Origin of the sequence: Xanthomonas sp. NCPPB 2866, assembly GCF_041475745.2 — a bacterium.
GTDB classification, from domain to species: Bacteria; Pseudomonadota; Gammaproteobacteria; order Xanthomonadales; family Xanthomonadaceae; genus Xanthomonas; species Xanthomonas arboricola.
The window spans coordinates 388,592-404,206 of the sequence record NZ_CM192975.1 but is presented as its reverse complement, the minus strand read 5'-3'; the positions used below and the strand labels follow the sequence as shown (position 1 = coordinate 404,206).

14 protein-coding genes are annotated in these 15,615 nt (G+C 65.8%); 8 read left to right on the top strand and 6 right to left on the bottom strand.

Annotated features, from left to right (window positions below; genetic code table 11):
- The first annotated feature begins 183 nt into the window (after positions 1-183).
- Both ACCQ04_RS01715 and ACCQ04_RS01710 read left to right on the top strand, forming a co-directional pair.
- Positions 184-366, top strand: coding sequence for a glycine zipper domain-containing protein (locus ACCQ04_RS01715; protein WP_102253267.1), 183 nt, complete (start codon positions 184-186; stop codon positions 364-366).
- 177 nt (positions 367-543) lie between these two features.
- The gene (locus ACCQ04_RS01710; protein WP_154831268.1) at positions 544-906 is read left to right on the top strand and encodes a YfeK family protein; all 363 of its coding nucleotides are present in this window, start codon (positions 544-546) and stop codon (positions 904-906) included.
- Between the two features lie 197 nt (positions 907-1,103).
- Here the strand turns inward: ACCQ04_RS01710 and ACCQ04_RS01705 are convergent, their stop codons facing one another.
- The 3 genes from ACCQ04_RS01705 to ACCQ04_RS01695 form a co-directional block, all read right to left on the bottom strand.
- The gene (locus ACCQ04_RS01705) at positions 1,104-3,203 is read right to left on the bottom strand and encodes a methyl-accepting chemotaxis protein (protein ID WP_372358636.1); all 2,100 of its coding nucleotides are present in this window, start codon (positions 3,201-3,203) and stop codon (positions 1,104-1,106) included.
- A complete protein-coding gene (locus ACCQ04_RS01700; protein ID WP_046345378.1) occupies positions 3,200-3,697 on the bottom strand; it encodes a hypothetical protein in 498 nt (165 codons plus the stop codon). Before ACCQ04_RS01700 ends, ACCQ04_RS01705 begins: the two co-directional genes overlap by 4 nt.
- A gap of 500 nt (positions 3,698-4,197) precedes the next feature.
- Positions 4,198-4,632, bottom strand: a complete 435-nt coding sequence (locus tag ACCQ04_RS01695; RefSeq protein ID WP_046345376.1) for a winged helix-turn-helix transcriptional regulator — start codon at positions 4,630-4,632, stop codon at positions 4,198-4,200.
- 134 nt (positions 4,633-4,766) lie between these two features.
- Here ACCQ04_RS01695 and ACCQ04_RS01690 point away from each other — a divergent pair, with 134 nt between their 5' ends.
- Both ACCQ04_RS01690 and ACCQ04_RS01685 read left to right on the top strand, forming a co-directional pair.
- Positions 4,767-5,654, top strand: coding sequence for an SDR family oxidoreductase (locus ACCQ04_RS01690; RefSeq protein ID WP_226427000.1), 888 nt, complete (start codon positions 4,767-4,769; stop codon positions 5,652-5,654).
- Between the two features lie 547 nt (positions 5,655-6,201).
- Positions 6,202-7,647: an OprO/OprP family phosphate-selective porin gene (locus ACCQ04_RS01685; RefSeq protein ID WP_104646737.1), complete on the top strand. Its 1,446-nt coding sequence runs from the start codon at positions 6,202-6,204 to the stop codon at positions 7,645-7,647.
- Positions 7,648-7,799: 152 nt separating this feature from the next.
- Here the strand turns inward: ACCQ04_RS01685 and ACCQ04_RS01680 are convergent, their stop codons facing one another.
- The 3 genes from ACCQ04_RS01680 to msuE form a co-directional block, all read right to left on the bottom strand.
- Positions 7,800-8,831, bottom strand: coding sequence for a methionine synthase (locus tag ACCQ04_RS01680; RefSeq protein WP_184432428.1), 1,032 nt, complete (start codon positions 8,829-8,831; stop codon positions 7,800-7,802).
- A gap of 28 nt (positions 8,832-8,859) precedes the next feature.
- Entirely contained in the window at positions 8,860-9,843 is a 984-nt protein-coding gene (locus tag ACCQ04_RS01675) for a DUF1852 domain-containing protein (RefSeq protein WP_184432430.1), read from the bottom strand.
- 166 nt (positions 9,844-10,009) lie between these two features.
- The gene (msuE, locus tag ACCQ04_RS01670; protein WP_226427001.1) at positions 10,010-10,603 is read right to left on the bottom strand and encodes an FMN reductase; all 594 of its coding nucleotides are present in this window, start codon (positions 10,601-10,603) and stop codon (positions 10,010-10,012) included.
- A gap of 97 nt (positions 10,604-10,700) precedes the next feature.
- Between msuE and ACCQ04_RS01665 the strand changes: the two genes are divergently transcribed.
- The 4 genes from ACCQ04_RS01665 (at position 10,701) to ACCQ04_RS01650 (ending at position 15,505) form a co-directional block, all read left to right on the top strand.
- Complete coding sequence (locus tag ACCQ04_RS01665; protein ID WP_024938835.1) at positions 10,701-11,615, top strand: LysR family transcriptional regulator; 915 nt, start codon at positions 10,701-10,703, stop codon at positions 11,613-11,615.
- On the top strand, positions 11,615-12,280 hold the full coding sequence (locus tag ACCQ04_RS01660; RefSeq protein ID WP_039517469.1) for an epoxyqueuosine reductase QueH: 666 nt from the start codon (positions 11,615-11,617) through the stop codon (positions 12,278-12,280). The genes ACCQ04_RS01665 and ACCQ04_RS01660 overlap by 1 nt, the downstream gene beginning before the upstream one ends.
- 114 nt (positions 12,281-12,394) lie before the next feature.
- Entirely contained in the window at positions 12,395-13,270 is an 876-nt protein-coding gene (locus ACCQ04_RS01655) for a methylenetetrahydrofolate reductase (RefSeq protein ID WP_255618488.1), read from the top strand.
- A 276-nt stretch (positions 13,271-13,546) separates the two neighbouring features.
- Positions 13,547-15,505 carry a choice-of-anchor X domain-containing protein gene (locus ACCQ04_RS01650; protein WP_226427002.1) on the top strand — a complete coding sequence of 653 codons (1,959 nt, stop codon included), beginning with the start codon at positions 13,547-13,549 and terminating at the stop codon, positions 15,503-15,505.
- Positions 15,506-15,615 lie beyond the last annotated feature (110 nt).

The following is a 15,615-nucleotide window of genomic DNA, read 5'->3' as shown; positions in this document are numbered from 1 at the left end:
TCATGGGCTGAAAATCAGCCTTGCTTGTTGGCGTGATGTCACGCTTCCGCTACGCAGCGCGGAGTTCCGGAGTTGCAACGCGAGCCCAAGACATTAGAATCAGGACGTGTGGTGCGCGTCAGTTCCCGCCTGCGCAATGTAATCGTTAGGTGGATCGGTTCAACTATCAACGAAGGAATGCTCATGTTGAAACCAGCAGATACCAAGCTCTATTCCAAATTGGTCGGCACCAGCATTGGCATCGGCGCAGCCTTGGGGGCTGCCCTCGGGGCAGCAATGGGCAACCTGCCGCAAGGCCTCGGCCTGGGGCTGTCGCTTGGCTCCGTGTTCGGCATTGCCTGGGCGCGTCGGCGTGGTGCCATCTGACGCCGGCATGAGGTGACACGCGCATGTCGCTCGCCGACTGCGCTGTGCTGCCGGAGCCGACGTTGATACCGCCTGGTAACCGCTGTGACATGCGGCCATGGCAGCGGATCCGCAGCTGTTTTGGTACCGCTCCTCAATGCCGGTCGGCAAGGCGCTGGCATGCGCTACCATGGGTCGATGAACGTTAAATCGTGTCTTGCAGTGTTCCTGCTCGGTGCCTGTGCATCGCTTTCGGCCCAAGGGGTTTCGCCCGCCACCACGCGTGAGGTCGATCAGCTTTTCAAGGTCCTTGCGCAATCCAACTGCGAGTTTTCGCGCAATGGGTCGTGGTACGCGGCGCCCAAAGCCAGTGAACACTTGCAGCGCAAGTACGACTACTTGCAGAAGAAGGGGCTGGTGACGTCTACCGAATCCTTCATCGAGCTTGCTGCCACCAAGAGCAGCATGTCGGGCACGCCGTATCAGGTGCGTTGCGGCAACCTTGCGCCGGTATCCAGCCAATCCTGGTTCACTGGCAAGCTGCGGGAGCTGCGCAAGTAATCGGCAGGCGTCGGAACCACAGCATCCGCCTTGCAGCGTTGCCTGAGGCGCTGGCAACTGATGCTGGACAGCTTCTGTGGACCGGCCGGCCGAAAGCGGTGGTTGCACTATCGGCCCTGGAAAACCCGGCGTCAGCTCCAGCGATCAGGCAAGATCACGCGTGGTGCTATCGCGCGCCAAAGATGCGCTGATGTAGATCAGGCAACGCGCAGCCTCTGCGCTGCCTCAGCGCTGCCATCGCGCTCATCGGCCACAAACGCACTCACTGCATCCTCCAGCTGCGCGGCATGGTCGCCCATGGCGCGTGCAGCGGCGCTGGCGTCCTGCATGCGAGTGACGCCGTCGCGCATGTCGGCGTCTACGCCGGCGAGGGTGTGATGCACCTGCGCGATGCTGCCGGCTTCCTGTTGCGAGGCGACGGCGATCCTGCTGAGCGTGCTGCTGACCTGGCCGATGGTGGCGACGATGTGCTGCATGCCTTCGCCGGCGTGGCGCACCTGCTGCACCCCGGCCTGCATATGCGTGACCGATTCGCCGATCAGCGTCTTGATCTGGCTGGCGGCGGCGGACGAGCGCAATGCCAGCGCGCGCACCTCGCCCGCAACCACGGCGAAGCCGCGGCCTTCTTCGCCGGCGCGTGCAGCTTCGACGGCGGCATTCAAGGCCAGAATATTGGTCTGGAAGGCGATGCCGTCGATGACCGAGACGATGTCCTGGATGCGGCGCGAGGCCTGTTCCATCTGCTGCATGGTGCCCATCGCCTGGTGCATGGTGTCACCGCCGCTGCGTGCGGCCTCGGATGCGGCGGCGGTGAGCTTGTCGGCGTCGGCCGCCTGCGCGGTGTGCTCCTGCATGGTGCCGAGCACGGCCTGCATCTGGGTGGCGGTGCGGCCCAGGGTGGCCGACTGGCGCTGCACCTGCTGCTCCAAGGCATCGTTGCGGGTCAGGATGTGGCCAGCGGCGTGATTGATCGCGGTGCTGGAGCTGCGGATCTGCGTGATGATGCGCGCCAGCTCGTCGGCGGTGGCATTGGCATCGCGCTTCATCTGCTCGAACACGCCTTCGCAGTGGCGGTCGATGCGCTGGGTCAGATCGCCACGCGACATCGCCGCCAGCATGCGACGCATGTCCTGCAGGCTGTCGTCGGTGATGGCCAGGAACTGGTTGACGCCCTCGGCCAGCTGGCCGAGCGTGCCGCTCCTAGCATTTCCCTGCAGACGGGCACCGAGCTCGCCACGCGCAGCCTGGGCAATGACCGTAGCCAGTTGCTCTTCCAGCGCCAGGTCCTGGGTGCGGTCCTGCCACTCCACCACCACGCCCAGCGAGGCGCCGTCGTCATCGCGGACCGGGGTGATGTTTTCCTGCAGTTGCAACGCCGCCAGCGCGCGCGTTTTGCTGCTGCCTGCGTCATGCCCCAGCTGCACCGCATCGGCCAGTGCGGTGTGCAGCACATGCGCATCGACCTGCGTGCTCAGTTGCTGGAACGATTGATTGCGATAGATGGCAGCGCCCTGCCCGTCGACGATGGCCACCGCCATTGCCGATGCATCCAGCGCCAGGCGGATACGGCGATTTTCCAGTAGCAGTTGCTGCTGTTGGGCGATGCGCTCTTCCACCTGCACGCTCATGCGCACCAACGCCTGCGCCAGCGAGCCGCTGCGGAAGGGCTGCTGCAGGATGGCCGGCGGCAAGGTGGCGCCGGTGGCCAGGGTGTCGGCCAGTTCGGCCAGCGCTTCGGCCTCGTGGTCGAGGGCATCGACCTGGCGGCGCAGCTGGATGGCCATCACGCAGACGAAGGCGGTTTCGACGATCACGTAGCCGGCATGCAGCACCACGATGCCGAAGCCGCTGCCGACGGTGAACGCCTGCACCGGCATGCCGCGCGATTGCAGCCAGTAGAACGCCAGGTGATGCACGGCGATGGCGCCTGCGGCGACCACCACCGGCAGCCAGTCGCGGTAGTACAGCAGCAGCGCCAGGATCACGAACACGCCAAAGTGCATTTCCACCAGGCCATGCGCCTGCTGGATGGTGGCCGCGACCAGGGCCATCAGCACCAGCGCGTTGGTGATGCGGGTCAGGCGCGTGCCGGGGTTGGCCTGCACTTGCCAGGCCATCAGTAACAGGCTGGGCAGCGTGACCGCCAGAAACGTGGTCCATTGGCCCTGGTACCAGGCCAGGCCCAGCGAGCCGACGCTCTGCAGCACGGCCAGCCACAGAAACAGCCGGTCGGCCTTGATCGCCAGGCGGGTGGCGTAGGTGGAGGTCGGCGGCGCCGATGCGGACAGTTCCATCATGACAGCGACTCCACGGCACAGGGACAAGGGGACACCAGCGCGGCACCCGGGGTGCGCGCCAGGACATCGGGTAACCAGCGCGACCAATCCGCCGTGCCGGCGGTGCCGCACACGGCGCCGCCGTCTGCGGGGCCGGCGTAGCGCGGTTGGCCGTCGGCACCGAGCAGCCACACGGCATAGCCGCTGCCACGCAGCGCGGGGGTGTCGAGCATGCGCACCTGGCCGCCACGCGCACGTACCGCGCTGCTGAGCACGGCCCAGGCGCGATCGGCGGCCGGGTCGGTGCAGGCGCAGGCACCGGCGACGCCGATCAGCATCGGCGCCTGCTGCGCGGCCGGCAGGCTGGCCTGGACCTGCGCCCATGCACTGGCGACGTCGGTGGCTTGCGCGTGGGGCGTGGTCCAGGCCACGGCGATCCAGCCGCACCACAGCGCGAGCAGGGCAGCGCCCAGGGTGCGTCGCGTCGAGGCGGACAGGGTGCCGAAGACGGGCATGGCGCAGCGGATTCGCGAGGTAAGGTGAGCCCCTTATCGGGTGCTGGTGCAGACGCTTGAGCCGGCTTGCGATTGAAATTAGCGATGGCAGCGATAGCACGCGCCAGGCCCGTTATGCCGCAAGGGTTTGCGGGCGACGCGTGGGGTGGCTGCGCTGGCAGTCGTTTATCCGGCGCGGGATTTTGTGAGCACGCGTTCACAGATCGACGGCGGGGCTGCTGCATGCACGGCAGGCCGTGGTGGCTGTGATGTCGTCACTCTGGGGTCGGGTCCAGGTGCCAGGGCGTGCCCCCGACAGCGGCGATGCATGGCGAGTCCGCCACTGAGCCGCCTACGCTTCCGGGCCCGGGTATCGATGCCTCGACAGAGCACGCCTGACAGACGCGGAAATCCATCCACCGCTGCGCCTGGTGCAAGCGCCTAGGCGATCCACCAACGCGCCGAGGCGCCCACCTACAGTCAGCGCCGTCAGCTCGCTTGCCGATACTGCAAACCGGCGCTTACGCGAGCGCTTCGTCGGCATCCAGCGCAACAGCCGGCTGCTGGGCATGATCGAAGCGTTCGCGCGCGGAGCGGATGGCCGCATGGTTCTCGCCTGCCCAGTTGAGCAGCTGCGAGATCGGGCCGAGCAGCGCCACGCCGAGCTTGGACAAGGCATATTCCACGCTGGGCGGCTTGGTCGCGTAGACCTTGCGGGTGATCATGCCGTTGCGCTCGAGGTTGCGCAGGGTCTGGGTCAGCATGCGCTTGGAGATGTCCGGCACGGCGCGCTGGATGGCGCTGAAGCGGGAGGGGCCGGGGATCAGCGTCAGCAGGATCAGCATGGTCCATTTGTCGCCGATCTGATCGAGCACGTCGCGCACCGGGCACTTGGTGGCGTCGAACGGCATACCTTGCAGGGACGGCGGCGGCGGAAACAGAGCAATCGCGTTCACTGGGATATCTCACGGTAACCAGGGGGTGGAAAACTGCCTCCTTGCGGAGGTTCGAACGGCCCTGACAATAGGTGCGCGGACCAAGAGTCTAGATAGTAGACCACACCTCTTATCAATACCTACTGGAGTTCACCATGGCACACACCTCCCCCCTGATCCTCGTCACCGGCGCCAGCGGGCAGCTGGGCGCATTGGTGGTCGACGCATTGCTGGAGCGTGTCCCGGCCGCTCGGATCGTAGCAACGGCCCGCGATACTGCGTCACTCGCACAGTTCGCAAAACGCGACATCACCGTGCGTCGCGCCGACTACGCGGACCCGCAGAGCCTGGATCAGGCCTTCGCAGGTGTGGGCCGGGTGCTGCTGGTGTCGTCCAATGCGGTGGGCGAACGCGTGCCGCAGCACCGCAACGTGATCGAAGCCGCCAAGCGTGCCGGCGTGGAATTGCTGGCCTATACGAGCGTGCTGCATGCCGATACCAGCACGCTGGCGCTGGCACCCGAGCATGTGGCCACCGAGGCGCTGCTGCGCGAGAGCGGCGTGCCGCACGTACTGCTGCGCAATGGCTGGTACACCGAGAACTACACCGGCTCGATCGCGGCCGAGGTGGCGCATGGCGCGGTGATCGGCAGCGCCGGCGAGGGCAGGATCAGTGCGGCCACGCGCGCCGACTATGCCGAGGCCGCCGCAGCGGTGCTGGCCGCCGACACGCCGCAGGCCGGCAAGGTCTACGAACTGGCCGGCGATACGGCCTTCACGATGGCCGAGTATGCCGCCGAGGTGGCGCAGCAGTCGGGCAAGCCGGTGGCCTATCACGACCTGCCCGAAGCCGACTACGCGGCGGCGTTGGTGCAGATCGGCCTGCCGGCTGCATTCGCACAGGTGCTGGCGCAGTGCTCGGCATCCTCGCGCGGCGGCAGCCTGTTCGACGACAGCCACACGCTGAGCCAGCTGATCGGCCGTCCGACCACCCCGCTGCGCGATGCGGTGGCGGCGGCATTGCAGGCGACGCCGGGCGGCTGAGCCGAGCCCTGGCACGGTGTTGCGCGACACCGTGCAGCCGCACCGGCCTGGCGCTACGCCACACGGTGCGTGATCTGGCAAAGGCGGGCGATGACCCCGCCTTTGCCATGTTTCTGAGTCATCGTCCCTTGCCCACGCGTTGGCGACGACGACAGCACGCTATGGCCGTGCCAAGCACGCGCTTCGGCCTTTGCGTCGGCAAATGCTCCTGGCGGCACCATCTACCCATGGCACCGCAGGTCCGATGGCCGGCGGCAGCAACCAAAGCGTCACATCCGCGCCTGATGTCCGCGCCGCGCGCCGCTGGGCCCGCCTTCTGCACGTCGCACAACTGACACGCGCCAGACACGCAGCTGACACAGCGTTGCGCTGTGCGGGGCCACCGATGTCACCAAACTGACATCAAATCTAAATATAACTGCACGCATTGCCGCACCGTCAGGACGACCGGGCGCCTGGTGGGCGTGCCGGCGCCGTGTTCGCCGCCCGCCGGGCAGCGCCGGCCTGACGCTGCCGCCGACCCGTTTCCCTTGCACGAGCCGGACCAATGAAAAAACGCAATCTCGCCACCGTCCTGTGCGCCCTCAGCGCGACCGCCAGCGGCAGCACGCTGGCCGCCGAGCTGGAGCTGTACGTCGACCGCAAGACCAAGCAGATCTTCGCCGAGCCGGCCCCGGGCCGCGACAAACTGGGCAAGTTCGTGCAGGTGGACGAGAACGGCAAGCTGCCGGCGTCGGCGATGCCGGCCGCACCGGCACTGCCGCCCGCCCCTGCGGCGCCGGCACCTGCCGACACCGCCATCGCCCAGGCCGCGCCTGCACCCGTACCGGCTGCGGCACCGGCCAAGGCTGGCGAGGCCGGCAAGAAGTGGTACGACAAGCTGAGCCTGCGCGGCTACACGCAGATCCGCTACAACCAGGGCATCGGCGGCGACGCGCAGGATCTGCGCGCACCCGGCGACCGCTTTATCGGCAACGACCAGAGCCTTGGCATCCGGCGTGCGCGCCTGGTGCTGAGCGGCGATCTCAACGAGCACGTGTCGCTGTACTTCCAGCCGGACTTTGCGAGCACGCCGACCGGTTCGACCACCTCCAACTTCGCGCAGCTGCGCGATGCGTATGCCGACATCTACTTCGACAAGAAGCGCGAGTACCGCGTGCGCGTGGGCCAGTCGAAGATGCCGTACGGCTGGGAGAACCTGCAGTCCAGCCAGAACCGTCTCACCCTGGACCGTGCCGACGCGCTCAACTCCGGCCTGCGCGACGAACGCGATATCGGTGCGGTGTTCTACTACAGCCCCACCGTGGCCAAGGGCCGCTTCCAGGACCTGGTCAAGTCGGGCTTGAAGGGCTCGGGCGACTACGGCGTGATCGGTGCCGGCGTGTACAACGGCCAGGGCGCCAACCGCGCCGAGCGCAACGACAGCATGCATGCGGTGGTGCACGCCACCTACCCGTTCAAGTTCGCCAACGGCCAGTACCTGGAAGTGGGTGCCGATGCCTACAGCGGCCGCTTCGTGCCGACCGCGGCAGCAGTCAACATCGGTGGCCGCAGCTTCACCCCGGCCATCACCGACCCGAACGGCTACACCGACCAACGCGTGGCCGCGCACATCATCTACTACCCGCAGCCGTTCGGCCTGCAGGCCGAGTGGACAGTGGGCCGCGGCCCGGAGCTGGATGTCGCACAGCGGCGCATCCGCACCCGTTCGCTGAGTGGCGGTTACGTGCAGACGATGTACAAGCACGATGGCAGCTACGGCACCTTGCTGCCGTACCTGAAGTGGCAGACCTACCGCGGCGGCTCCAAGTTCGACACCAATGCGCCGCGTATGCGCCTGGACGAAGTGGAAGCCGGCGTCGAGTGGCAGCCGATGGATGCGCTGGAACTGGTGTTCGCCTATTCGAAGATGAAGCGCACCGACGTCACCACCGCGCCGTATCCGGTGGTGGAAGGCGACTTGCTGCGGCTGCAGTTGCAGGTCAATTACTGAGCCCTGCACCGTGATGGAAGACCAACAAGCCCCCGCATGCGGGGGCTTGTTGGTGGTTGCGTCGCTAGCCGTGGTGGCCGCTAGCGTCAGCAGGATGACGCTAGCCGCGGCCCAGCTGCTTTGGCCGCCGATCAAACGCCAGCACCGACGCGCTAGCGGGCTGCCAGTTCTGCGCGAATGATGTCTGCGCCTGCGCTGAGGGCCTTGAGCTTGCCTCTTGCAACATCACGGGCCAGAGGCGCCATCCCGCAGTTGGTGGACGGGTAGAGCTTGTCGGCATCGACGAAGCGCAGCGCCTTGCGCAGCGTAGCGGCGACTTCTTCCGGCGTTTCGATCGTATTGCTTGCCACGTCGATGGCCCCGACCATCACCTTCTTGCCGCGCACCAGTTCGATCAGGTCGATCGGCACGTGCGAGTTGTGGCACTCCAGCGAGATGATGTCGAGCGTGGATGTCTGCAGCTTGGGAAACGACTCTTCGTACTGACGCCACTCCGACCCCAGGGTCTGCTTCCAGTCGGTATTGGCCTTGATGCCGTAGCCGTAGCAGATGTGGACGGCGGTCTCGCACTTGAGTCCTTCGACCGCACGCTCGAGGGTGGCAACACCCCAGTCGTTGACCTCGTCGAAGAAGACATTGAAGGCCGGCTCGTCGAACTGGATGATGTCCACGCCGGCCGCTTCCAGCTCCCTGGCTTCCTGGTTGAGGATGACGGCAAATTCCCACGCCAGCTTTTCGCGGCTTTTGTAGTGCGCGTCAAAGAGGGTGTCGATCATCGTCATGGGGCCGGGCAGCGCCCATTTGATCGGCTGCCGGGTCTGCTGGCGCAGGAACCTGGCATCGTCCACGAACACCGGCCTGGGGCGGCTCACCGCGCCAACGACGGTGGGGACGCTGGCGTCGTAGCGATTGCGGATCCTGACGGTTTCGCGCTTTTCGAAATCGACGCCGCTGAGGTGTTCGATGAAGGTGGTGACGAAATGCTGGCGGGTCTGCTCGCCGTCGCTGACGATATCGATGCCGGCGTGCTGCTGTTCCTGCAGCGACAGGCGCAATGCATCCTGCTTGCCTTCGATCAGTTCCTCGCCCTGCAGCTTCCAGGGCGACCAGAGTTTCTCCGGCTGCGCGAGCCAGGACGGCTTGGGCAGGCTGCCGGCGGTGGAGGTAGGGAGCAGCTTTTTCATGATGAGTGGTGTCTTGCGTTCTTGTTGATCAGACAGCGTGGTGGGAAACCCACTGCGCGAGAATCTTGCCGTAGGGCCTGATGAAGTGCTCCTCGGTGAATTTGCCCTGCGTCACCGCGAGCTGGCTGCGCTCTTCCCGGTCGTAGACGATCTGGGTAGAGGAATAATCCTGATGCTTCAGGCTCGGCTGGTAGATGGCCCCCGCCGCGGAATTGGCGTTGTAGATCTCCGGGCGGTAAATCTTCTGGAACGTCTCCATGGTGCTGATGGTGCCGATCAGCTCCAGGTTGGTGTAGTCGTTGAGCAGGTCGCCGAAGAAGTAAAAAGCCAGCGGGGCGACACTGTTGGGAGGCATGAAATAGCGCACCTGCAGGCCCATCTTCTCGAAGTAGCGATCGGTCAGGGAAAATTCGTCCTGCCGGTATTCGATGCCGAGCACGGGGTGCCGGTTGCCGGTTCGGTGATAGACCCTGCTGCTGGAGACGCTGATGCAGATGACCGGCGGCTTGGCGAAACGCGCCGTGTAGGCATCCGAGTCCACGAAGTGCTTGAACAGCTTTCCGTGCAGGCTGCCGAAATCATTCGGGATGCTGAAGCCGGACGCGTCCTGATTGTGCGCCGGCAACAGCACGCTGAAATCGTAGTCGCGCACGTAGGAGGAAAAATTGTTCCCTGCAATGCCATCGATGCGCGCGCCGCTCGTCTTGTCGAGGATGCTGGGCTTCAATATCTCGATCAGCGGAAATGCATCGCCGCTGTCGTTCTCGCCGATGTTCATCTCGACAGAGATGATGTCCAGCTCCACCGCGTAGCGGTCGCGGTTGGGGTTATCCCAATGCGCCAGGTCGTTGCAGCGGTTGTTGATCATCGCAAGCGTGTTGCGCAGGTTTTCCTGCCGACGCTGCCCCCTGGCCAGGTTGGCAAAGTTCGTCGTGTTGCGCGTGTTGGCCGCGGGACGGTAGTCCTCGTCAAACCGCTGACGTTTGATGCTGAAGGTGAATTCCTGAGTCATTGCAAGCTGACGCCTTGTTTCCGAAATTGATTACGAGCGCAGGTCTCGGCGCAGGGGTGGATCCCTGCTGGATGGATGCCGGGACTTTGGATCTGCGGACAGTTGCCAACCGATCCTGTAGCCGGCGCGCAGTGTTGACCCGCCGCGCAACCGTGGCCGGGTGGCCTCAGGCCGCGGCGACGTTTTCTGCGGCAATGGCACCTGGCTGCCGCGTCAATGCGATCAGCGGCAATGCCCGCTGTACCGCCAGCCTGGCCCGCTCGGCCAGGGCCTCGTTGTGCACGCGGTAGTCCAGGAAGTCGCGGTCGGTGGCGTAAACGCCCAGCGGCAATGTGCGCGCCTGGAAGAAGCTGAAAAGTGGCCGCAACTGGTGGTCGATCACCAGCGCATGGCGCTCGCTGCCGCCGGTCGCCGCCAACAGCACCGGGGTGTCGATCAAGGCATCCTGGTGGATGAAGTCGAAGAAGTGCTTGAACAGGCCGGTGTAGGAGCCGCGATAGACCGGCGTGGTCACCACCACCACGTCCGCCTGCTCCACGGCGGCAAGTTCCTGCTCCACCGTTGCCGGCAGCTGCGAGCGCCAGACCGCACCGGCGAACTGTGGCGCCAACGCCCCGAGTTCGACCAGATGTTGCTCGCACGGCACGGCAGCGGCGATCAGCGCCAGCAGGTGCTCGGCCAGGGCGACGGCCTTGGAGGGGCGCTGCAGCCCGCCGGAGACCGCGACGACGCGGAGGGGGTGTGGCACGTTGACAGTCATGCGGGTTGACCTGAAACGACGAACCCCGATGCTAGGGCTCGCATTCAATGAAGTAAAATGGTGTTATTTCAACAATCCATGAATTCGGATCATCTGAATGCTTGAGCGCATCCATCTCACCATCGTCCAGCAAGTCGAGCAGCAAGGCTCGCTGACCGCCGCCGCCGGCGTGCTGAACCTGACCCAGTCGGCGCTGAGCCATAGCATGAAGAAGCTGGAGCAACAGCTGGGCACCGACGTGTGGCTGCGCGAGGGACGCAACCTGCGCCTGACCCAGGCCGGCCAGTACCTGCTGGCGGTGGCGAACCGGGTGCTGCCGCAACTGGACCTGGCCGAGGAGCGCCTGGGCCAGTTCGCACAGGGCGAACGCGGCGCGCTGCGCATCGGCATGGAATGCCATCCCTGCTACCAGTGGCTGCTCAAGCTGGTGGCGCCCTATCTGGCCACCTGGCCGGACGTGGATGTGGACGTCAAGCAGAAGTTCCAGTTCGGCGGTATCGGCGCGCTGTTCGGCTACGAGATCGATCTGCTGGTCACGCCCGACCCGCTGTACAAGCCCGGGCTGCGGTTCGAGCCGGTGTTCGACTACGAGCAGGTGCTGGTCGTGGCCAAGGGCCATGCGCTGGCGTCGGCCGCCTACGTCAAGCCCCAGCAGCTCACACGCGAGGTGCTCATCAGCTATCCGGTGGACCTCGAGCGCCTGGACATCTACAGCCAGTTCCTGCTGCCGGCCGGTGTCACGCCCAGGCGCCACAAGGCCATCGAAACCACCGACATCATGATGCAGATGGTGGCCAGTGGCCGCGGCGTGGCCGCCATGCCACGCTGGCTGGTGGAGGAATACGCCGCCAGGATGGACGTGGTGCCGGTGCGGCTGGGTGCGCGCGGCATCGCCAAGCAGATCTTCCTGGGCGCACGCGAGGCCGATATCGCCGTCGACTACCTGCGCGCCTTCATCGAACTGGCCCGCCAGCCTGCCAATGGCACCGCCACGACATCCGGAGCCCACTGATGGATACCACCGCAACCCGCACACCACTCCCCCTGCCTGCCGGCCACGACAAGGTGTTGCTGCATTCCTGCTGCGCGCCATGCTCCGGCGAGGTGATGGAGGCCATGCTGGCGTCCGGCGTCGACTACACCATCTTCTTCTACAACCCCAACATTCATCCGCGCAAGGAATACGAGCTGCGCAAGGACGAGAACATCCGCTTTGCCGAGCAGTGCGGCGTGCCCTTCGTCGATGCCGACTACGATCGGGACAACTGGTTCGAGCGGGCCCGCGGGATGGAGAACGAACCCGAGCGCGGCGTGCGTTGCACCATGTGCTTCGACATGCGCTTTGAACGCACCGCGCTGTATGCGCACGAGCACGGCTTTCCGGTGATCACCAGCTCCCTGGGCATCTCGCGCTGGAAGAACATGCAGCAGATCAACGACTGCGGCGTGCGCGCTGCGGCCAGGTACCCCGGCTTGATGTACTGGGAATACAACTGGCGCAAGGGCGGCGGTTCGTCGCGCATGGTCGAGATCAGCAAGCGCGAGAACTTCTACCAGCAGGAATACTGCGGCTGCGTCTACTCGCTGCGCGACACCAACCGGCACCGCGTGGAAAGCGGGCGCAATCGCATTCAATTGGGCGTGAAATTCTACGGCGATGCGGAACAGGACGATTGAGTGCCGGGGGGGCCAGGACGCCGCCGGAATTTCAACGTTCTCCCTGGCCCCTGCCCGCTCGATCGGGGCTGACGCCGCGGCGCAGCCAATCACCACGACAGGACGGCAACACCCTTGATCGACCCGGACACGCCCAGCCTCGCCGGCACCATCACCGATGCCTATTCGCTGGAGGTCAGCGCAAAGCACATTGCCGGGCTGGCTGCAGCGGCGCCCCGGATCACGCGTGGCGCAACCATTGCAATCCCCTACCTGCCCAACCAGGACGACGACGCGCGGCTGGCCGCGGCACGGATGGTGCGCACACTCGGCTTTCAGCCGATGCCGCACCTGTCCGCGCGCCGTATCGCCTCGCGCGAGCAGCTGCACGCCTTCGTCAGCCGCGCCGTCGATGACGCCGGCGTCGAGCGCTGTTTGGTGATTGCGGGCGATCCGCCTGCTCCGCTCGGGCCGTTTCCGGACAGCTTGTCGCTGATCGATACCGGGGTCTTTGAGCGCAACGGCATCCGGACCATCGCCGTGGCGGGGCATCCGGAAGGGCATCCAAGCATGCCTGCAGCCGATCGATGGGAGGTGCTGCAGCGCAAGTGTCGCAGCATCACCGAGCGCGGCATGGCGCCGCTGATCGTCACCCAGTTCGCGTTCGATGCCGACATCGTGCTGACGTGGTTGCAGGCGCTGCGCGCGCACGGCATTGCACATCCCGTACGTGTGGGCGTACCCGGTCCTGCCGGCGTGGCGGTGCTCGCACGCTATGCCGCCAGCTGCGGTGTCGGCGCATGCGCATCGATGCTGTCCAAATACGGCATCTCGCTCGGCAAGCTGTTGGGCACCGCAGGGCCGGATCGTTTTGTGGAACGGCTGGCCACTGGCCTGACTGATGCGCACGGCGAGGTCCGCATGCACTTCTACCCGTTTGGCGGCATCGCGCAGACTGTCGCGTGGGTGGAGCAGTATCGCTCCCTTACCGCACGCGGCCGGGCGGACTGAAACCCGCCAAATCCGGCGCCTGCGCAGCATCTGCAGACCTCTGACTTTCATCCGGCGATGCGTCGTGGACATCGACATGTCCACGACCCCCGTCACAGTCTGTACTTTTTAGTTGTGGAGTTTTGTTTGCTGCGCGTGAGGTGTTGCAGCGCACAGCAGACCTGTCACAAGCGCGCGGTATAACCATCGGCGAATCGCGGCGAGGGGGCGCTGCATCCGATGCCGTTGCCATGCGCGGCGGCATCGCTTCTGCAACGTTCAAGGAGAGATGTCGCCATGCCGAAGCCGTCGCTGTTGTCCTTGCTGTGCACCCTGTCGCTGGTCTCCACGCCGCTTGCCGCGGCCGAGCTGCAACCCAAACAACTGGCTGGCCCACCGGAGGAGTTCGCGCAGATGCGCGCACCCGATCCGGCCGAGTCGGCGATCCTGTCCAAGAGCGCCTTGCTGCCGGTGGAGTTGGCGCCGGCCGGCAAGTCCGCACGCTGGCAAGGCACCTTGCCGGTGGAAAACGGCCATCTGCGTTTCATGGTGCTGGCCGGCGACCAGCCGTGGGAGGCGGCGGTGACTGCACCACGCGTTGCCGGCGCACGTGCAGCTGCTGTTGCACCGCAGCTGCAGGCACAACGTACACTGTTGGGCAGCGCCGAGAGCGGCACCAGCGGCATGCGTTACGCGGTGGAGTCCGCGCAGAACGGCAACTGGGCGCTGACCCTGCAATCGTCGGCGCCGGTGGCGCAACGCGGGTATGTGCTGATGGAAGGCGATGCGCACACGCAGCTGGCCTCGTACCCGCGCCATCGTCGGCAGCAGGTCGGCCAGTCGCTGACGCTCAACGCCTTGCTCAGCGGCAACGATGCAGCCGGCGCGAGCTTGCTGGCCGCGCAGGCGGGGCAGATCGAGACAGCGAGCCTGCGTGTGATCGACCCGCAAGGCGGCATCCGCACGCTGCCGATGGCCGATGACGGGCAGCACGACGACGGTGCTGCCGGCGATGGCGTGTATGGCGGCACGTTCCAACCGACAGCCGAAGGCACCTGGATTGCACAGGTGATCGTGCGCGGTCGCGACCAGGCCGGGCAGCCGTTCGTGCGCACCAGCGAGCATGTGTTGCCGGTGCTGGATACCTCCCTGCGTCTGCTCGGCAACGCACTCAGCGCACGCGCTGCCGACGGCACCCGGCTCAGCATTGCCTTGCCGATTGCCGCGCGCGGCAAGGCACCATCGCATTACCGCGTGTTTGGCCAGGTTTGGGGCACCGATGCCAAGGGCAAGGACGTGCCGGTGGCGTGGATCGGCGGCATGCTGACGCCGCAGCAAGGCCAGCTGCCGTTGAGCCTGGACGAGCGCTGGGTCGCGCGTGCCGGTGCGCGTGCGCCGTTTACGCTGCGCGGGCTGCGCATCGAAGACCCGGACCATTACATCCCGCTGGTACAGGCCGACACGCTGCCCTTGCAGCTGCCCGCATTGCGCCGCGCCAGCATTGCGCGCTCTGCCGCTGCGATCGACGAAAGCATGCGCATGGGGCCACGTCCGACGACGCTGGCCCGTGCCACTGCGATGGCGCAACCGCAGGCCGCGGGGTCACAACTGGTGCTGGTGCATGGCTATTGCTCCAACGGCGTGTGGCCGCAGGCGCAGTTCACCAATGCGTCCTCGTTCCTTGATGCCAAACAGAACCGCAGCAACGACCAGTTCGCACAGCGGTTGGCGCAGTTCGCCAGTCAGTGGTCCTCGTTCGCGACGGTGGCGCACAGCCAGGGCGGCATGGCCGCGCTGCATCTGTATACCTACTACTGGAGCGGGCTGGATAACGCCATGGGTGGGCGGGTGATGCAGTCGGTCGGCACGCCGTACCAGGGCACCAATCTGTCCGGCATTCTGGCGGCGGTGGGCTCGTGGTTCGGCGTGGGTTGCGGCACCAATACCGACATGACCTACGACGGCGCCAAAGCCTGGCTGGCCGGTATTCCGGCCGATGCGCGTGCCAAGGTCAACTACTACACGACCTCGTTCGCCAAGACCAACTGGTACACCAACGACTACTGCAACGCGGCCTCGGACCTGGTACTGAACGACCCGGAAGATGGCACCGTGGAGCAGGTCAACGCGCAGCTGCCGGGCGGCGTCAATCGCGGCCACACCACCGGGCAATGCCATACCACAGGCATGCGCGACCCGGCGCAGTACCTGGATGCCAGCCGCAATGCAGTGATGAACGCCAACGCGGCGAAGTGATGCGGTTCTAGCAATGTGCAATGCGATGGCCGGCGTCTGCGTCGGCCATCGCAGCATGCGTAGGAACACGTAGCGTGTTGGCGGCCAACACAACTCCTACGTTCACCGAA